Annotated in this window: 18 protein-coding genes; 14 read left to right on the top strand and 4 right to left on the bottom strand. The window is 44.6% G+C overall.

The window, feature by feature from the left end; all coding sequences use genetic code 11:
• Positions 1–13 precede the first annotated feature (13 nt).
• Both rsmA and B5J93_RS02065 read right to left on the bottom strand, forming a co-directional pair.
• Positions 14–856 carry a 16S rRNA (adenine(1518)-N(6)/adenine(1519)-N(6))-dimethyltransferase RsmA gene (gene rsmA / locus B5J93_RS02070; RefSeq protein WP_079324202.1) on the bottom strand — a complete coding sequence of 281 codons (843 nt, stop codon included), beginning with the start codon at positions 854–856 and terminating at the stop codon, positions 14–16.
• Between the two features lie 173 nt (positions 857–1,029).
• On the bottom strand, positions 1,030–1,446 hold the full coding sequence (locus tag B5J93_RS02065; protein WP_079324201.1) for a DUF4377 domain-containing protein: 417 nt from the start codon (positions 1,444–1,446) through the stop codon (positions 1,030–1,032).
• 648 nt (positions 1,447–2,094) lie between these two features.
• Here B5J93_RS02065 and B5J93_RS02060 point away from each other — a divergent pair.
• The gene (locus B5J93_RS02060) at positions 2,095–2,577 is read left to right on the top strand and encodes a septal ring lytic transglycosylase RlpA family protein (protein WP_079324200.1); all 483 of its coding nucleotides are present in this window, start codon (positions 2,095–2,097) and stop codon (positions 2,575–2,577) included.
• A 117-nt stretch (positions 2,578–2,694) separates the two neighbouring features.
• Here the strand turns inward: B5J93_RS02060 and B5J93_RS02055 are convergent, their stop codons facing one another.
• Positions 2,695–3,132 (bottom strand): HIT domain-containing protein, encoded by a 438-nt coding sequence (locus tag B5J93_RS02055; RefSeq protein WP_079324199.1) that lies wholly within the window; start codon positions 3,130–3,132, stop codon positions 2,695–2,697.
• A 231-nt stretch (positions 3,133–3,363) separates the two neighbouring features.
• On the opposite strand from B5J93_RS02055, the gene B5J93_RS02050 reads away from it, so the two are divergent.
• From B5J93_RS02050 to B5J93_RS02015, 8 genes are all read left to right on the top strand, one after another.
• Entirely contained in the window at positions 3,364–4,653 is a 1,290-nt protein-coding gene (locus B5J93_RS02050; protein WP_079324198.1) for an adenylosuccinate synthase, read from the top strand.
• 201 nt (positions 4,654–4,854) lie between these two features.
• Positions 4,855–6,510: an ABC transporter substrate-binding protein gene (locus B5J93_RS02045; protein WP_079324197.1), complete on the top strand. Its 1,656-nt coding sequence runs from the start codon at positions 4,855–4,857 to the stop codon at positions 6,508–6,510.
• Positions 6,511–6,572: 62 nt separating this feature from the next.
• Complete coding sequence (locus tag B5J93_RS02040) at positions 6,573–8,240, top strand: ABC transporter substrate-binding protein (protein WP_211278838.1); 1,668 nt, start codon at positions 6,573–6,575, stop codon at positions 8,238–8,240.
• Between the two features lie 55 nt (positions 8,241–8,295).
• Entirely contained in the window at positions 8,296–9,930 is a 1,635-nt protein-coding gene (locus B5J93_RS02035) for a peptide ABC transporter substrate-binding protein (RefSeq protein ID WP_079324196.1), read from the top strand.
• A gap of 157 nt (positions 9,931–10,087) precedes the next feature.
• Positions 10,088–10,297: a hypothetical protein gene (locus B5J93_RS02030; RefSeq protein WP_079324195.1), complete on the top strand. Its 210-nt coding sequence runs from the start codon at positions 10,088–10,090 to the stop codon at positions 10,295–10,297.
• Positions 10,298–10,472: 175 nt separating this feature from the next.
• Positions 10,473–11,393 (top strand): oligopeptide ABC transporter permease OppB, encoded by a 921-nt coding sequence (gene oppB, locus B5J93_RS02025; RefSeq protein WP_029102904.1) that lies wholly within the window; start codon positions 10,473–10,475, stop codon positions 11,391–11,393.
• Positions 11,394–11,405: 12 nt separating this feature from the next.
• Positions 11,406–12,302: an oligopeptide ABC transporter permease OppC gene (gene oppC / locus B5J93_RS02020; protein WP_029102903.1), complete on the top strand. Its 897-nt coding sequence runs from the start codon at positions 11,406–11,408 to the stop codon at positions 12,300–12,302.
• Between the two features lies 1 nt (position 12,303).
• Positions 12,304–13,902: an ABC transporter ATP-binding protein gene (locus tag B5J93_RS02015; RefSeq protein WP_079324194.1), complete on the top strand. Its 1,599-nt coding sequence runs from the start codon at positions 12,304–12,306 to the stop codon at positions 13,900–13,902.
• A gap of 79 nt (positions 13,903–13,981) precedes the next feature.
• Here B5J93_RS02015 and B5J93_RS02010 read toward each other — a convergent pair whose 3' ends face one another.
• Positions 13,982–15,208 carry an NRAMP family divalent metal transporter gene (locus tag B5J93_RS02010; RefSeq protein ID WP_115237274.1) on the bottom strand — a complete coding sequence of 409 codons (1,227 nt, stop codon included), beginning with the start codon at positions 15,206–15,208 and terminating at the stop codon, positions 13,982–13,984.
• Positions 15,209–15,418: 210 nt separating this feature from the next.
• Between B5J93_RS02010 and xthA the strand changes: the two genes are divergently transcribed.
• The 5 genes from xthA (at position 15,419) to B5J93_RS01985 (ending at position 19,569) form a co-directional block, all read left to right on the top strand.
• The gene (gene xthA, locus B5J93_RS02005) at positions 15,419–16,234 is read left to right on the top strand and encodes an exodeoxyribonuclease III (protein ID WP_079324192.1); all 816 of its coding nucleotides are present in this window, start codon (positions 15,419–15,421) and stop codon (positions 16,232–16,234) included.
• A gap of 303 nt (positions 16,235–16,537) precedes the next feature.
• On the top strand, positions 16,538–17,164 hold the full coding sequence (locus B5J93_RS02000; protein ID WP_228144836.1) for an alpha/beta hydrolase: 627 nt from the start codon (positions 16,538–16,540) through the stop codon (positions 17,162–17,164).
• Between the two features lie 3 nt (positions 17,165–17,167).
• Positions 17,168–17,722 carry a hypothetical protein gene (locus tag B5J93_RS01995; RefSeq protein ID WP_079324191.1) on the top strand — a complete coding sequence of 185 codons (555 nt, stop codon included), beginning with the start codon at positions 17,168–17,170 and terminating at the stop codon, positions 17,720–17,722.
• Complete coding sequence (zapE, locus tag B5J93_RS01990; protein ID WP_078274998.1) at positions 17,691–18,788, top strand: cell division protein ZapE; 1,098 nt, start codon at positions 17,691–17,693, stop codon at positions 18,786–18,788. The genes B5J93_RS01995 and zapE overlap by 32 nt, the downstream gene beginning before the upstream one ends.
• A gap of 208 nt (positions 18,789–18,996) precedes the next feature.
• On the top strand, positions 18,997–19,569 hold the full coding sequence (locus tag B5J93_RS01985; protein WP_079324190.1) for a nitroreductase family protein: 573 nt from the start codon (positions 18,997–18,999) through the stop codon (positions 19,567–19,569).
• The last annotated feature ends 102 nt before the right edge of the window (positions 19,570–19,671 follow it).

Below are 19,671 nucleotides of genomic sequence, written 5' to 3'. Positions count from 1 at the left end.
TAATTATTTAGGGTCACTTTTGGTTTTTTTCAAAGGCGACATCAGACATTCGCACAAAATCCGCCACACTCAGAGTCTCGGGACGGGCTTGAGGATTGATGCCCGCTTTGGCAAAATCATCATCATCCAAGGTTGGTAGCATACTCACGCTTTTAAAAATCGCTCGCAAGGTTTTGCGTCTGTGATTAAAAGTCTCACGCACGACATCGGCAAAGAGTTTTTCATCTTGGGCTTGCAAGGGTTTGACCTTAAAAGGCGTTAGACGAAACACCGCAGAGGTTACCTTTGGTGGTGGGTTAAACGCCCCATTTGGCACGGTCAAAAGATAATCAGCGGTGCAATGATACTGCATGATGACCGACAGTCGCCCATACGCCTTGGTGTTTGGCTCGGCAGTGATACGGTCAACGACTTCTTTTTGAAGCATAAAGTGCATGTCGGTGATGACATCGCTAAATTCTAACAAGTGAAATAAAATGGGCGTGGAGATGTTATAAGGCAGATTTCCCACCACACGAAACGCCCCACGCCCCACCTGCTTGGCAAGCTCATGATAATCAATATGCATGGCGTTGTCATTAATGATGGTGAAATCAGGGTGGCTGTTCGCCCCAATGTTGATTTTTAGACCATTTGCCAAATCACGGTCAAGCTCGATGACTGTCATGCCGTCCACCTCCGCCAGTAGTGGCTCGGTCAATGCCCCAAGCCCCGGTCCGATTTCTAGTAGGTTATCGGTGCGAGATAAGCGAACACTATCAACAATTTGGCGGATAATGCCTGTATCGTGTAAAAAGTTCTGCCCAAAGCGTTTTCTGGGGGCGTGATTAAATTCTTTTGGCGTGCGAATGGTCATGGTGTGTTTGTCTTAAAATTTAGCCAATTATAACACCCTTTGCCAAAAAATAAAAATTGGACGAACCGACCAGTCATTTTCATGATGGTAAGCTCGCCCAATGGGTAGATTATACTGTACTTGAAAGGCTTTACAAGAGCAAAGAGTCTTTAAGTCTTTGTAGCCAGAAATAATTACTGTACAGGATTGATGATTTCAGGATTTACTGAGACGACTTTGTTTAGTTTCCATACAGGAACGACTTTGCCTGAGGCTTCATCATCAACTGCTGTTTGGCTGATGTTTAGCACATAGCGGTTGCCTTCTTCAAAGGTGAACCCTTCGATGTTCCCACTTAGGACGTTATAGTTACGCTCGTGGGTACGGCGGTATTGTAGGCATTCGCTAGCAACGGTGTTTCCTGCGGTGTCAGTGAGCTGGCAAGTGGCTTTGCGTGGGGCGATTTCGATGTCAAAGTTTGGAATGTTGACCACTTTAACGGCTTTCACTTCGCCTTCTACAGTCTTGACACGAGTATCGTCTAGTTGGGTGCTGGCACAGCCTGTTAAGGTCAAGGTGATGATTGATGATAGGGCGATGATTTTTTTCATGGGGGTATCCTTAATTTAATGTGGTGTTGATGCTAAATTTACAGCAGGACAGCGATTGCCTGCAAATTTATTGTAGTCTTTTTTTATTGCCATATTCTTTGTGGACTGTAATAAAAAGTAATAAAGCGTTGGTTTTGGCTTATTTTTAGCCACATTCATTACAAAACATACACGCATTTTGCTTTTTTTTTAAATTATCTAAACATTTTCTCAAATTAAAATTTGCCAAAAATAAAAGCGACATGATGGAGTGGTATCAATACACGTTTACAAAAAAATAGCAATCGATTAACAAGTGACGGATGATGATTTGTTATAATAGGGCGTGCCCACCCTTTATAACACATTTTAACATTTAGAAATTTCATAGAAATAAAATGGTGTTTTTGCATGAAAAATGGCTAAATCTTGTAGCTCGAAGTCAAAAGCTCGTTTGATAAAATGACTCTCAAACTTCACTTTTTTCTTGAAAAACGGGCGATTTTTCGTGATTTTCATTGCAAATAAAAAAGTTCAGCACACCCTAGCCATTCTTTTTGTTTGGCAGGTTTTCATATTTTTTTAAAACCGTTATTCATTTCTCAACCATAGAGAACTAACATCAAAGATGGTTAAAACATCTTTACATTTATATTATAGAGAGACATTATGCGTTTATTTAACATCACCACCTTAGCTCTGACCGCTCTAATTGGCGTGCAGGCTTCTGCCCATTCGACCACGGCGTCTTATTATGCCGATAAATTTAATGGTCGCAAAACTGCCAATGGCGAATTATTTAGCAATAACGGCATGACTTGTGCGTCCAACCAATACAAGCTAGGCACTCATGTCAAAGTGACCAATGCCAAAACAGGCAAATCCATTACTTGTAAAGTCAATGACCGTATTGGTAAGGTGGGGCGTATTGACCTGACTAAAAATGCCTTTAAACAGCTTGCTCCATTGTCAGCGGGTTTGGTAAAAGTGACCATTACCCCAGTGGGTAAAGATGAAAAAGCAACTAAGGCAGATGATACCGTCATCGCCAAAGACAGTCTTGCCAAAGAAAAATTGGCACAAGATGAGCAAAAGGTGAATGAAAATAATCAAGAGGGCACGATAAATCTGGCATTTGAACAAGACAAGTGATTAAATCATTTGTAAAAACCACAAAATCCGTCATTTGGTGTCATGACGGATTTTTTTATGTGTTGCTTGATGTGAATAAATTATCAATTTTTTTAAATAAAATCAATGGATTAAACGCTAAACCACCATTTTCCAGTCAAAAGGCATTTCATGATGTCCACGAAGTGCCATCATCAGGGTCTGTTTCATGTGTTGCAAGACTTCGGGCGTGTAGGCGATGGCGGGGCAACCCCAAACAGGGTTGGGCCAGCGAGCGTCATTTTGATAGCGGACGACATGATGAAAGTGTAGTTGTGGCACTTGATTACCAAGGGCGGCGACGTTCATTTTGTCTGCCCCAAAGATTTTTGCCATTTGGCTAGATACCCAGCTTGATTCACGTAAAAATTGCACTTGGTCAGCGTCAGATAACTCATAGATTTCTTTGATGTTTGAGACACGTGGCACCAAAATCAGCCAAGGGAATTGACAGTCGTTCATCAAACGCACGGTACATAGGGGTAAGTCGCCAACCAAAAATGTGTCTTTGGCAAGGGTGGGATGTAATTGGAACATTGAGATAGCCTTTTTTTAATTATGAATTTTAACAGGATATTGTAACATGATTTTGGTGAAAATTTTAAGGGCTTTGGCAAAATTTTGCAAGTTTTTGCTGATTTGAATTGATTTGATAAATTTTAAAAATTTGTTCAATTTAAGCTAGTTTTCCCCCTTGGTTATGTGTTAAACTAGATAGGAAAAACGCCAAAATTTGGCATTGGTTTAACTTTAAAAAAGGTGAAAGACATGGGTAAAAATGTTGTCGTGCTTGGCAGTCAGTGGGGCGATGAAGGCAAAGGCAAAATCGTGGATTTATTGACCGAGAAAGCAACAGCGGTGGCACGCTATCAAGGCGGACACAATGCAGGGCATACGCTGGTGGTCGGTGGCGAAAAGACCGTTTTGCACCTTATCCCATCAGGGATTTTACGTGAAGGTGTAACGTGCTTTATCGGCAATGGTGTGGTGCTTGCCCCTGACGCTCTACTAAAAGAGATGAAAGGCTTGACCGACAAAGGCGTGCCTGTGCGTGAAAGACTGCGTATATCGCCTGCTTGTCCGCTTATCATGCCCTATCACACCGCCCTTGACCAAGCCCGTGAGTTAAAGCGTGGCAACAGTAAAATCGGCACGACAGGGCGTGGCATCGGCCCTGCTTATGAAGACAAAGTGGCTCGCCGTGGCTTGCGTGTGGCTGATTTGTTCCGCAGTGATTTGGCGGATAAATTGGCAACTATCCTAGAATACCACAACTTTGCTTTGACCCAGTACTACAAAGCAGAAGCGATTGATTATGATGCCACCCTTGCCCTATGCCAAGAGTGGGCAAGCGAGCTAAAAGACTTGGTTGTGGACGTCACAGACGAGCTAGAAACACGCCGTCAGGCAGGCGAGAACTTGATGTTTGAAGGGGCTCAAGGCACCTTGCTTGACATTGACCACGGGACTTATCCGTTTGTAACGAGCTCAAATACCACCGCAGGGGGCGTGGCAACAGGCACAGGGCTTGGGCCTTTGTATTTTGATTATGTGCTTGGCATTACCAAAGCCTATACCACCCGTGTAGGGTCAGGACCTTTCCCAACCGAGCTATTTGATGATGTGGGTGAGCATTTAGGAACGGTGGGGCATGAGTTTGGAGCGACCACAGGGCGTGCCAGACGTTGTGGCTGGTTTGATGCAGTGGCACTTAGACGAGCGGTGGTGCTAAACTCTATGAGCGGTATTTGCCTAACCAAGCTTGACGTGCTAGACGGTCTTAGCGAGATTAAAATCGCCACTGATTATACCTTGCCAGAAGGCGAGATTCAGGGTGCGTATGATGCTGAGTATTATGCCAAAGTAACGCCTGTGTATGAGACATTGCAAGGCTGGAGTGAGTCTACAATCGGTATCACGAAGTTTGACGATTTGCCAGAGAATGCCAAAGTCTATATCAAGCGTATCGAAGAGCTTGTGGGCTGTCCTGTGGACATCATCTCAACAGGGGCGGACAGAGCCGAGACGATTGTGCTAAGAGACCCGTTTGATGCGTGATGTTTTTTAACATAAAAACCACTTATTTTTACAATAAGTGGTTTTTTGTTGTCATTATTTTGCCATAATCTTTAAAAAATTCTTGACTTTGGGGGTAAAAAATGATTATATTTAGTTGTCATTTGAATAAGTGGTAATTACGCAAGTTCAAATAACGCAATGCTAACGATAAGTTACTGTTTTTCACATAAGGACATACTCATGAATGCAAAATTTGTACCATCAGCACTGCTTGTCTCTCTTAGTCTGGCTTTATTTGGTTGTGGTGGCGATAAAGAGTCAACCCAAACATCAGCAGGCAATACATCTGTTGCTACAGGCGAACTTGCCGATACACAAGAAGTGACCATCAATAACGGTGCAGAGCCTGAGTCGCTAGACCCCCATAAAGTATCAGGCGTACCAGAATCTAACGTCATTCGTCAGCTATTGGTTGGTTTGACATCAACGGATGCAAATGGCAATACCGTACCTGGCATGGCAGAATCATGGGAGAGTGCTGATAATAAGGTGTGGACATTTAAAATTCGTGATGCCAAGTGGTCAAATGGCAACCCTGTGACGGCTCAGGATTTTGTGTATAGTTTTCAGCGCCTGGTAAATCCCGAGACAGCATCGCCTTATGCCACTTATTTGGCGGCGGTCAAGGTGGTGAATGCCCAAGACATCGTAGACGGTAAGGCAAAACCTGATACACTGGGTGTCAAAGCCATTGATGATAAGACGCTTGAGGTCACCTTATCCGAGCCTGTACCTTATTTGCCTGACACGCTCATTCATACTTCTGTCAAGCCTGTCAACCAAAAAGCAGTAGAGCAACATGGCGACAAATGGACAGCAGTGGGTAACTATGTGGCGAATGGTGCTTACAACCTAAAAGATTGGCAGGTTAATGAACGCATCGTGCTAGAGCGTAATGCCAGTTATTATGACGACGCCAAGACCACCATCAATACAGTCACGCTACTGGCCATCCCGTCGGAGGTTACCGACGTGACTCGCTACAAAGCGGGCGAGGTCGATGTCACGGCAGATGCCCTGCCATCAGAGCAGTTCAAACAGCTCCAATCAGAGTTGGGCGAGCAGGTCAAGGTTCAGCCGAAGCTATGTACTTATTATTATGAGTTCAACCATACCAAAGCTCCATTTGATGACGTGCGTGTGCGTAAAGCGTTATCGTTGGCACTAGACCGTGACATCATTACTGACAATATCTTGGCACAAGGTCAGACCGTGGCATATCAATTCACGCCAAATTCTATCGCAGGCATGAAAGATTATGAGCCTGAGTGGAAGGCGTGGGACAAAGCCAAGCGTATTGAAGAAGCCAAAAAGTTACTGGGTGAAGCAGGTTATAATGAGTCCAATCCTTTGAAGTTTGAACTGCTGTATAATACATCAGAGGCACACAAAAAACTGGCGGTGGCAGCAGCGTCGTTTTGGAAAGATTCTTTGGGCTTTGTTGAAGTGAGCCTAAATAACCAAGAATGGAAAACCTACCTTGAGACTCGACGCACTCAAAAACATCAAGTTTCTCGTGGTGGGTGGTGTGCTGACTACAACGAGGCATCAACTTTCCTAAATACATTCATCTCAACCGATTCAAGCAACTATGGTAAATACAACAGCCCAGAGTTTGACCGTTTGATGAGTAGTACATTAGGGGCGGATGTTACCGCAGAACAGCGTGCCGAGCTGTATCGTCAAGCCGAAGCGGTGCTAGACAAAGACAGTGCGACCCTCTTTGTGTATCACTATGTATCACCCCGTTTGGTAAAACCATACGTCCTAGGCTATGCAGACAACGACCCGCAAAGTACATGGCAGGTCAAAGATTGGAAAATCGCCAAACACTAACACATCACAACAGCACAAATCGCCCTAGGGTGGTTTGTGTTTTGTTTATTATAGGAGAAATTATGTCCCATTTCATGTCTCAACTGCCACGTTTTCGTCCTGCTGTGCTTAGCATGGCAGTCTTGTTTGCTTTGACAGCGTGTGGCGGTGATAAGCCAAGCTCGGCTCAAACCGATACTACCCAAACTGGCACCAATGCCCAAGCGACTGCTGAGCAAGCCATTACCATTAATAACGCCAGCGAGCCTGAGTCGCTTGACCCGCATGTCGCCAAAGGTGCACAAGAGGCGAACGTGATTCGTCAGTTTTCAGAAGGACTACTGACAACAGATAATGATGGTAATCTGGTGGCAGGCATGGCACAAAAGTGGGAGAGTACTGACAATAAAGTATGGACATTTAGCTTGCGTGATGCCAAATGGTCAAATGGCGACCCTGTAACGGCTCATGATTTTGTGTATAGTTTTCAACGTTTGGTTGACCCAAAAACGGGGTCATCGTATGCCAGTTATCTAGAAGATGCCAAAGTGGTCAATGCCAGTGAGATTATCTTAGGTAATAAGCCAACGGATGCATTGGGCGTACGAGCCATTGATGATAAGACCTTAGAGATTACTTTGTCAGAAGCGGTACCTTATTTGCCTGACATGATGATTCATACGTCTGTACAGCCTGTGCATAAGGCAGCCGTGGAAGCTCATGGCGATAAATGGACAAATCCTAAGAATATCGTGGTCAATGGGGCGTATAAGCCGACCGAATGGATAGTTAATGAAAAAATTGTCCTAGAGAAAAACCCAGCCTATCATGACCATGCTAATGTCAAGCTGGATAAGCTGACCATGCTACCCATTCCGCAGGCGACCACGGATGTACAGCGTTATCAGGCGGGTGAGATTGACATTACTGCCAGTGAACTGCCATCTGAGCAGTTTGCATCACTAAAACAAACCTTAGGCGATGAGGTTAAATCCGCCCCAACGCTATGCACCTATTATTATGAGCTGAATGTTGATAACGCCCCCTTTAATGACATCAAGGTTCGCCGTGCTCTAAACTTAGCGACAGACAGAGAGTTGATTGCCAAGAAAGTCATGGGGCAAGGACAGGTACCTGCCTATCAATTTACCCCGCCTGCCGTCAAAGGGGGATTAAAATATACCCCAGAATGGCAATCATGGGACAGAGCCAAGCGTTTAGAGGAAGCTAAAAAGCTACTGAATGAAGCAGGTTATAATGAATCTAACCCGTTGACCTTTAAGCTGTTGTATGATACCAACGAAAGTCACAAAAAAATCGCCGTGGCAATGGCAAGCCTGTGGAAAGAGTCCTTGAGTGTAAATGTAGAGCTTGTGAACGAAGAGTGGAAGAGTTACCTAGAAACCCGCCGTCTAGGCAAATACCAAATGGTGCGAGCCAGATGGTGTGGCGATTATAACGAATCATCAACGTTCCTAAACTTGATGAAATCAAATAACACCAACAACTGGTCAGCCTATAAGAGTGCCGAATATGACGCCATCATGGCAAGTTCATTACAGGCAGGGCTTAGCGATGAAGAGCGAGTGAAAATCTATCATCAGGCTGAGAGTTTGCTGGACAAAGATGAGGTTCATATTGACATCTTTTATTATACCAATGCCCGTCTGGTCAAGCCTTATGTACAAGGGTATTCTAATAAAGACCCGCTTGACCAATGGCAAGCCAAATATTGGTCAGTGGTAAAATAGACCATTAACACCGCTGGAGCGGAATGCTCCAGCCTCATCATCATGGAGAACTAAGATGAAACTATCAACATTAAACCTAGCCATGCTTACCTTATGTGGAGCGGTTACTTTGATAGGGTGTGGGGGTGATAAGCCGTCCACCCAAGCAGGTAGTGCCAGCAGTATCAGTGCATCCAAGGACAGTATCACCATACCCAATGGAGCAGAACCTGAATCACTGGATTTGCATAAGACATCAGACGCAGGTTCGTTTGCCATCATGCGTCAAATGTTCGTAGGACTGGTCAGTGCTGATGAAAAAGGAGCGACCATACCCGCATTGGCAACCCAGTGGAGTAGTGATGATGGCAAAGTGTGGACATTTAAACTGCGTGATGCCAAATGGTCAGATGATAAGCCAATCACCGCCCATGATTTTGTGTATAGTTTTCAGCGTCTGACCGACCCAAAAACGGCTTCGCCATATTCTAGTTATCTTGTTGATGCCAAAGTGGTTAATGCAGGTCAAATTGCCGAAGGCAAGGCAGATGTGGAAGCCTTGGGTGTGAGGGCCATTGATGATAAAACACTTGAAATTACACTAACTGACCCTGTGCCTTATTTGCCTGACTTATTGGTGTTGCCTGTGGCATACGCCGTGCCAAAGCAAGCCATTGATGCTCATGGTGACAAATGGCTTGACCCTGCCAACATCGTGGTTAGTGGTGCGTATAAATTGACCGATTGGGTGGTTAATAGTCACATCACCGTAGAGCGAAATCCTGCCTATTTTGGCGAAGTGACGGGTAATATCAATAAAGCCACGTTCCTGCCCATCACATCAGCCTCCACAGAAGTCAACCGCTATAAGGCAGGCGAGGTTGAGCTTGCCGCCATTCCATCGGAACATTTGGCAAGCATCAAAAAGGAGTTGCCTGATGAGGTGCATTCTTCGCCAAAATTGTGTACTTTTTATTTAGAATATAATCATGCTAAAGCACCTTTTAATGATGTAAAAGCTCGTCAAGCCATTGCCATGGCGTTAGACCGTGAGACGATTGCTGAAAAAGTGTTAGGTCGTGGTGAGAAGGCAACTTATCAGTTTACCCCGCCTGCCATTCACGGCATGGGTGAGGTCAGCCACGAGTGGATGAAACTTGACAAATCAGCACGAGTAGCAAAAGCCAAAAAGCTCATCGAAGAGGCGGGTTATTCAGCGAGCAAGCCTTTAAAGTTTGAACTGCTATATAGCACGAGCGAAACAGGCAAGCGTATCGCCACAGCCACATCATCCATGCTCAATGAATCATTTGGCGGTAGTGTCAATGTATCCATCATCAACCAAGAATGGAAAACCATGTTAGATACTCGCCGTCAAGGTAAGTTTGATACAGCATTTGCAGGATGGTGTGCCGACTATAACGAGCCATCAACCTTCCTAAATATCTTACGCTCGGGCAACAGTAACAATTCAGGTCAATACAAAAATGCAGAATTTGACCGCCTGTTGGATTCAACCCTAAATGCAGGCATTAGTGATGATGAGCGTATGAAAATCTACCACAATGCCGAAGCGATTTTGGATAGGGATATGGTGATGGTGCCGATTTATACTGCCATCTCGGTTCGTCTCAAAAAGCCCTATTTAGAAGCAGAGTCACTAAATGACCCGAGCAGTAACTGGCAAATCAAGGACTGGACGTTAAAATAATTGGCATTAATCACAGCACCTTGCAGTTGTTTGTAAGGTGTTGTTGTTTTTAAAAATTACGCCCTATGATTGATGCAAATTTTTTTGCAATGAGATTTTTTTTAATAAAAGTTTTAAATACTGATGTTTTATCAAAAATAATTAATAGGTGTATATGATGGCTTATGTTACAATAAACCACCGATTCTTTAGGGCATGCCTGCCTTTTGTATTTGCAATGAAAGATGAGAAAAATCGCCCGTTTTTCAAGGAAAAAGTGAAGTTTGATGGTCATTCTATCAAACGAGCTTTTGACTTCGAGCCACAAGATTTAGCCATTTTTCATGCAAAAACACCATTTTATTTCTATGAAATTTCTAAATGTTAAAATGTGTTATAAAGGTTCAGCACGCCCTAGATAAAACTCATCAGTAGAGGGAATGTTAGATGATGACAAATGTAAAAAGTAATGACAAAAGGACATAATACGTCATCGTTACATTTGTTAAACTGGCAGGATTTCTACGTTGCCATGGACTTGCAACAACAATAAGAGAGTGCTTATGTTTAAACTCATTTTTAAGCGTGTGTTAGAAGCCATTCCAACCATGCTCTTTTTGATTACCATTTCATTTTTTATGATGCGACTTGCCCCTGGTAGTCCTTTTACGGGCGAGCGTAATCTACCCCCTGCGGTACTTGCCAACATCGAGGCGAAATATCATTTAAATGATCCGATATGGCTTCAGTTTTTAAATTATCTAAAACAGCTCGCTCAAGGGGATTTTGGTCCATCTTTTAAGTACAAGGATTACACCATCAATGAACTGCTTGCCCAAGCCTTGCCTGTCTCGGTGGAGATTGGCTTGTATGCGTTCATCATTGCGGTGGTGTTGGGGATTGGTCTTGGGGTTATCGCCGCTCTAAAACAAAACAGCTGGCTTGATTATGTGTTGATGACATTGGCGATGACGGGCGTGGTCATGCCAAGCTTTGTCAAAGCACCGCTACTTGTGCTGATTTTTGCGGTCATTTTAAAATGGTTTCCAGCAGGGGGCTGGAATGGTGGGGCATTCATGAATTTGGTGCTACCTGTGACAGCATTGGCGATAAGCTATGTGGCGAGTATCGCTCGTATCACAAGAGGGTCGATGATTGAAGTGATGAACAGCCCTTATATTCGCACCGCCAAGGCAAAAGGCTTGCCCTTGTCGCACATTGTCTTTAAACATGCCTTGCGTCCTGCCATGTTGCCCATCATCTCGTATTTAGGGCCTGCGTTTGTGGGGATTATCACAGGCTCTATCGTGATTGAGACGATTTTTGGTCTGCCCGGTATCGGTCAGCTGTTTGTGAACGGTGCGTTAAACCGTGATTATAGCCTTGTGCTGAGTTTGACGATTTTGGTGGGGGTATTGACAATCCTATTTAATGCCATTGTTGATATTTTGTATGCCGTGATTGACCCGAAAATTAAATACTAAAAAGGAATGCGTATGTCTATGAATGCAAGCGAAACAGTGCAAGCCGTAGAGCCTGTGGTAAAAGGACGAAGTCTATGGCAAGATGCATGGCGACGTTTTCGCCGTAACAAAGCCGCCATGGCAAGTGGTGTGGTGTTGCTTCTTATCACGGTATTTGTGATTGTCGCCCCCATGTTATCGCCATTTGGCTATGCTGACACAGATTGGAGTAACATGGGTATCGCCCCATCTATGGAAACCAAGCACTATTTTGGTACGGATACCCTAGGGCGAGACTTGCTTGTGCGGACAGCTGTCGGCGGACAAATCTCGCTCATGGTGGGGATTGCTGGTGCGTTGGTGGCGGTGTTGGTGGGGACGGTCTATGGTGCTGTCTCTGGCTTTTTGGGTGGTAAAGTGGACATGGTCATGATGCGATTTTTAGAAATCCTAAGTGCCTTTCCTTTTATGTTTTTTGTGATTTTATTGGTAACCCTGTTTGGGCGTAATATCATTTTGATTTTTGTGGCAATCGGTCTGGTGTCATGGCTTGACGTGGCTCGTATCGTGCGTGGTCAGACATTAAGCCTAAAAAACAAGGAATTTATTGAAGCCGCCCGAGTCACAGGCGTGAATAACTGGCAAATCGTGACCCGTCATATCGTGCCAAATGTGCTCGGCGTTGTCGTGATTTATGCGTCTCTTATCGTGCCGGGCATGATTTTGTTTGAGTCATTTTTGAGCTTTTTGGGGTTGGGCGTGCAAGAGCCGAGAACCAGTTGGGGGGCACTGCTTCAAGAAGGGGCTCAGACCATGCAAGTCGCTCCTTGGCAACTGCTTGTGCCATCTACCTTTTTGGTGGTTACACTGTTTTGTTTTAACTTTATCGGCGATGGCTTGCGTGATGCCCTAGACCCAAAGGATAGATGATATGACATTATTACAAGTAAAAAATCTGGACGTATTTTTAAAAACCGATGAAGAGCTTGTCCATGCGGTCAAAGATTCATCATTTACCGTAGAAAAAGGACAGACGCTTGCCATCGTAGGCGAGTCAGGTTCGGGCAAATCGGTCACGTCAATGGCGATTATGCAACTGTTGCCAAAAAATATCGCCAGTTTTGGTAAAGACTCATCGGTGCTCTTTGATGGCAAAGAGCTACTTAGCTTGTCTGAGCGTGAGATGCGTGCCATTCGTGGTGATAAGATTGCCATGATTTTCCAAGAGCCGATGACTTCCCTAAACCCATTTGTCCCTATTGGCAAACAAGTGGCAGAAGCGGTCAGCATTCACAACCCGAGCGTGAGCAAATCCGAAGCGACTAAGCTGGCACTTGACACCTTGCAAAAGGTCAAAATCCCCAATGCCGACAAAAAAATGACGGCATATCCGCATGAGTTCTCAGGTGGTCAGCTCCAACGTATCATGATTGCGATGGCGATTATCAATAAGCCCGACCTACTCATCGCTGATGAGCCGACGACGGCACTTGATGTGACCACGCAGGCGGAGATTTTGGATTTGATGCTAGAGTTACAGCGTGATTTGGGCATGGCGATTATTTTAATCTCCCATGATTTGCGACTGGTGAAAAAGTACAGCGACCAAGTGTGTGTCATGCAACATGGCGTGATTATCGAGCGTGGCACAACCCAAGACGTCTTTAATAACCCACAACACCCTTATACAGTGGAGCTTTTGATCCCCATTCCTAATAACCACAAACCCATCCTTGATGAATCTGCCCCCAAACTCATCACAGCGGACAATGTCAAGGTGGACTATGTCGTCGCACGCAACTTTTTTGGTAAGCCGACCAAGACCTTTAATGCGGTCAAAGGTATTACGCTTGACCTAAAAGTGGGCGAGACGCTTGGTATTGTGGGCGAGTCAGGTTCGGGCAAATCCACGCTAGGGCGTGCCATCATGCAGATTGTGGCGTCCACGGGCGACATTCGTTTTAATGGCGAAAAAATCATTGACACAAAGGGCGACAAACGCCAAGCCCTACGCCGTGACATGCAAATCGTCTTTCAAGACCCTTTTAACTCACTCTCGCCCCGCCTGACCGTGCGTGAGATTATCGAAGAGGGCCTGACCGTGCATTTTCCACAGATGACCAAAGAAGAGCGTCGGCAAAAGGTGGTGAAGATTTTAAAAGAAGTCAATCTGTCGCCTACCATGATAAACCGCTATCCGCATGAGTTCTCAGGCGGTCAGCGTCAGCGTATCGCCATCGCCCGAGCGATTATCTTAGAGCCGAAATTTGTCCTGCTTGATGAGCCGACTTCTGCCCTTGACCGCTCTACTCAAATCATGGTGGTCGAGCTTTTAAACGACCTACAAAAGAAATATGGACTAAGCTATATCTTTATCAGTCATGATTTGTCGGTGGTTAAAGCACTCTCTGACCGTGTGATTGTGATGAGTGGGGGCGAAGTGGTGGAGATGGGGACAGCAAGACAGATTTTTGAAGAACCAAAACATGAGTACACCCAGCTGTTGGTGCAAGCGTCTAATTTGTCTTAGTTTATCTTGATTTATTTTACCCCATCCAACAAAAAACCAGTCAAGTGACTGGTTTTTTTATCGTGGGTTGGTGCAAAGTTTATCCGATAACCCCAAAAAACTGTAACAAAAACAGCCCTGTAAACCCTGTCAAAAACACAATCCCACAGATGGCATACACGTTCATCAAAGGCGAGAGTTTCTTGCCACGGCTTTTGATGAGTGAGTAGTTCAAATAGGCAAAAATCGGTGCGGTGACAAAGGCAGAAATCATGGCAAATTTGAGCAAAGTTGCCATCTGCCCCATAAAGAACGTGATAAGCCCAAAACCTGTGATGGTGGTGACGGTCGTCCAAAACAGCGTGGTTTTGCCTGATGACTTGTGTCCGCTGATGAGCGTAAAGCATTCGGCGTTGGCACGACCGTAGCCATCCACGCAAGTGATGATGGTGCCAAACATGCACAAAAAGGCGATGAACGTCACCAAGCCCCTTGCCCATTCGCCGATGGTGTTGGTGTACATGTTAATTAACTGTCCGATGTAGGCACCGCCTTGCATGGCAATCTCTTGTCCTGTGCCGTACTGGACAAACACCCCCAATGCCAAGAAAAATAACGCCAAGATGGTAGAAGTAAGATAGCCAACATTAAAGTCAAGCAAGCCTTGCTTGTGCGTGGGGTGGTCGTCACGGATTTTTTTGGCAGTCCATATTGATGCGATGACAGAGAATTCTAATGGCGTTGGCATCCAGCCCATCAAAGCGATGATAAAGGCAAGCCCTGCCATGTTAAAGGGTGAGACCGCCACAAAGTCAGGAGCAGGCGGGGAGGCTTTTGCCCCTGCGACCATCACTGCCAAGACGGTCGTTACGGTCAAAAGAATGATGATCCATTTGGTGACATTATCAAGCACTCGAAAATGCCCAAAGATAAGCAGTGCCCAAGAAGTAACCATGACTAAGCCTGATAAAGCAATGGTAGATAGTTCAAAGGGGAGCATGTAGCTTAAAATCACCGCCGTCAGCAGTGCCACCGCCCCCGTGCTAATCATGCCTGATAAGATGGACAGGATAAAAAACGCCCAAAGATAAAATTTGGATTTTTTGGCGTAGCCTGTGATGAGACTGTCGCCTGTCTCATAAGCATAGTTAGTGGCAAAGCGAAAAAAGGGGTATTTAAAAAAGTTTGCCAATAAGATGATGATGGCAAGTTGCCATCCATACAACGCCCCTGCCTGTGTTGATGCGACCAAATGCGGCCCACCAATGGCAGCAGATGCAATCAAGATGCCTGGTCCAAAGGCTCTCCAGTTAATGCGATTAGCCATAATTACCCCAATAATAAAAATAAAGTTTTGTGATATTAGCATACTATAGCTTATTGTTTTATAATTTTTTATGATTAATAATTTATATTATGCAAAAATTATTATGGATCAAGCAGGTATTTTGTAAAAATGTTACCAACGGTCGGCATGCCCTTTATATTTGTGGTTTTGCCCTTATAATATGCCATTATTTTTTAAGAGAATATCGCAATGACTACTTTTGTCAGTTTTAATATCAACGGACTGCGTGCCAGACCCCATCAACTCATTGCCGTGCGTGATACGCTTGGGGCGGATATTATCGGTTTGCAAGAAACCAAAGTTCATGATGAAGCCTTTCCCTTAAAAGACGTGGAGAGCCTTGGCTATCATGTGGAATTTTTTGGACAAAAGTCGCATTATGGCGTGGCGATTTTGTCCAAATTTGAGCCGATTTTTGTACAAAAGGGCTTTCCCTTTGCTGATGTGGACGCCCAAAGACGGCTGATTCATGCCAGATTTGATGTCAATGGGCGTAAGATTGATGTCATCAACGGCTATTTTCCCCAAGGCGAAAATCGAGACCATGAGACCAAATTCCCCATGAAACGTGCCTTTTATGCCGACCTAAACCGTTACATTGACGAGCTAAAAGGGCAGGGGCGTGAGCTTGTCATCATGGGCGATATGAACATCTCGCCCCATGATAATGACGTGGGCATTGGCGAGCCAAATGCCAAACGCTGGCTAAAAAATGGCACCTGTTCATTTTTGCCCGAAGAGCGTGAGTGGTATGATGAGCTGATGAGTCGTGATTTACATGATACTTACCGTAAGTTTAAGCCTGACAGTGCGGACGAGTTTAGCTGGTTTGATTACCGCTCAAAAGGCTTTGATGACACGCCAAAACGGGGGCTTAGAATCGACCATATCTTGTGTACAGACAAACTCATCCAAGACTGTGTGGATGCAGGAATTAGCTATGACATTCGTGGGCTAGAAAAACCGTCCGACCATGCACCGATTTGGGCAAGGTTTGAGGTGTGATAACACGAGTATTATTATATACTCAATAGACTTTAAAATTACCACAAACGCAATGATGTTTTGGTGTAGGGCGTGCTTTCCACGCCTACAAAAAGGGCAGTATTCAAATATCAAAAATTTGTGGTAACTTTAACACAAAAACTTATGGTTCCTTTTTTATGTTAAAAATTTATTTAACATAATCTTAATTATTTATGCCTATTTTACAAAGAAAACCCAAAATCTCATCATAAAAACCCACCACAAAAACACCTGTATAGGCCTGATTTTATGCTATAATAGCTCATTTATACTTTTAAAAACATGAAAAACCTAAAACCCACCACCCTAATCCCTGCCCTACATATGGGCGATAATGCAGTGCTTGAAGTGGACGCACATTGGGCAAACTCGGACACGCTTGCCGTCATTTTGCACCCCAACCCCAAAGCAGGCGGAACAATGAATAATAAGGTCGTTACGACCCTATACCGCTTTTGTAAAGAAAATGGCATGGATACCGTGCGGTTTAATTATCGGGGCGTGGGGCTCTCAAGCGGTGAGATTGAGTATGGCAATGGCGAGTATTTGGACAGCCTATGCGTGCTTGATTGGGCACTGCAGCAGACGAATGCCAAGACGCTGTGGCTGGCGGGATTTTCTTTTGGGGGATTTATTGCGTGCCGTGTGGCGGATAAGGTGTTGACGGATTACGATGTCAATCTACAAAAACTCACGCTCATCGCCCCGTCCATTGAAAAAAACGACCCAACAGGGCTAACCTTGCCGACCGATACGCTCATGATTTATGGCGACCAAGATGAATTTGTCCGCCCAAGCAGTATGGCGGATTTTGCCGATGAGTTTGGTATAAAAAGTAAAGTGATGGCAGGGGCGAGCCACTTTTTTCATGGGCGACTTAGTGAGTTAAAAGAATTGATTGAAAAATAAACCATGTCAAAATCAAAAGACCCAAATAAAGTCAGTCTCGGCGAAGTGTTTGCTTTAATAACAAGCAATAAAGCGTTATGTTGGGTGGTGGTTTTGATTACTGCTTTGATAATTGTCGTGCTTTGTGGGGTTGCTTATCACAATCAGCAGAAAACCATAAAGAAACACGAGTTATTAAAAGACAATGGCGTGTTGATATTAGCCACGTCCTACCGTGAATATTGTGGAAAGAATGCCACAAGATTTTATCGTTTTGATGTGAATGGTAAAAGGTACATCAAATCTGTTGGAATGTTTTGTGGTAAACCTTTGGGCGATACTGTCGAAGTGTATTATTTAAAAGACAAACCGCACATCAATTTATTTAAAACACAGTTACAACGTGGTGCACCAAGCCATTGGCATTCGGTATTTATGATAATTGTGTGTACGTGTTCGTTGTTATTTTTGACCGTTTATAAAATCATACATTCTTATTTGGTTGCCGAAAAACATTCACAAAATGAGCTTAAATTAAGGAAAAATAATGACCAATTTATCCCCCCAAAAACGCTATGATGAAGCCCTAGCCACAGGCAATTTTAGCCATGATGACGTGCAAGCAAAGGCGGTTGCTTATCTTGACAAATTGCACCATGAAATCATGGCAAGCCAAAACACCAATCAAGGCTTTTTTGCCAGTCTGTTCAAATCCAAACCCACGCCTCCCAAAGGCTTGTATATGTGGGGCGGTGTCGGACGTGGCAAGACGTGGCTTATGGATATGTTTTATGACAGCTTGCCGATAGAGCGAAAAATGCGACTGCATTTTCATCATTTTATGAAGCGGGTGCAGTCCGAGCTTGTCAAATTGCAAGGGCAAGTTAATCCTTTACAAAAAGTGGCGGATATTATCCATGCTGAGGCGGTTGTTATTTGTTTTGATGAATTTTTTGTCTCCAATGTGTCGGATGCCATGATTTTGGGCGATTTGTTTAGTATGCTCTTTGAGCGTGGCATTACGCTTGTGGCAACGTCCAACATTGAGCCGTCTGGACTTTATAAAAATGGCATTCACAGAGACCGCTTTTTGCCTGCCATCGAGCAGGTTGAAAAGCACACAACCGTGATGAATATTGACGCAGGCGTGGATTATCGGCTAAGATTGTTAAAGCAAGCCAAACTCTACTCATCGCCCCTAACGGACGACACCAAAGACTGGTTGTCCGAGCGGTTTGACACGCTGGCAGGTGGTCAAAAAGTGCTGATCGACCCCATTGTCATCGGTGGGCGCAAGATTGATATCATCAAGCGTACCGAGACCATGCTGTTGGCGAGTTTTAGGGATTTGTGTATGCAGCCCCGTTCGGCGTCTGATTTTATTGAGATTGCCAGTGATTTTGATACCGTGATGGTGGATAATGTCCCTGCCTTGACGGATACGTTTATGGACCCAACCAGACGATTTATTTATTTGGTGGACGAATTTTATGACCGCCGTGTCAAATTGCTTGTGCGTGCCGAGCAGTCCATTTTGGAGTTGTATCAAGGCGAAAAACTCGCCTTTGAGATTGAGCGGACACGTTCACGCCTCTTAGAAATGCAGTCCGAAGAGTATCTGTCGGAAGAGCATCGGGTGGAATAGGGGGTTTATAGCAAATTAACCCCAATTTGTACCAATGCTAAATTTTGAAAAATGCCTTGTAGGGGCGTACTTGGCGTACTTTCCACACCCGATGATTGGGTGAATTACATTTGTCTTGTATAAAAAACCTTGATTTTTGGGCAAAATAAATTATCCCTATATATTCATATTCCAAACCGATTAAAAGTAAAATCAAACGAGAACAACCATGAACGACCTAATCTCCCTTATCCATGCTCGCCGTAGCATTGGCAAACTCTCCCTACCCATGCCAAGCCATGATGAGCTAAACACCGCCTTTTTGTGTGCGATGACTGCCCCTGACCATAAGGTGTTACGCCCCTATCGGTTTGGCGTGATGACAGGCAAAGCCCTTGATGAATTTGGGCAGGTATTGCTCCAAGCAGGGCTTGCCAAAGCCGAAGTAGACGGCGAGAGCCTAGATGACACCGCACGCACCAAACTCATCAATATACCAAAACGGGCTCCGATGATTATCACGGTGGCAACCGACTACAAACAGCACCCAAAAGTGCCAGAGTTTGAGCAACTTCTGTGCGTGGGGGCGGTGGTGCAAAACCTGCTGTTGGTACTACAAAGCATGGGCTATCGCACGGTATGGCGGACAGGCGATTTGTGTAATGAGCCTGCCGTCAAAGCCCATTTTGGGGTTAGCGATGACAATACCGTGTGCGGATTTGTTTATGTTGGGTCAAGCGATATTGCCATGCCTGAGCGTGAAGCGGTAGATTTGTCGGAATTTGTTTATTTTTATCAATAAATTATCAATCTCAACGATTTTGATTGTTTTTGAATGGTAGGGGTGAATTATAATTCGCCCAAAAATCAACACTTTATCACAGGGCGAATTGAAACACGCCCC

The sequence above is a fragment of the Moraxella equi genome, from assembly GCF_002027555.1.
GTDB lineage: Bacteria > Pseudomonadota > Gammaproteobacteria > Pseudomonadales > Moraxellaceae > Moraxella > Moraxella equi.
Note: the sequence above shows the minus strand (reverse complement) of the source record. Positions and strands in the feature narration are given on the sequence as shown.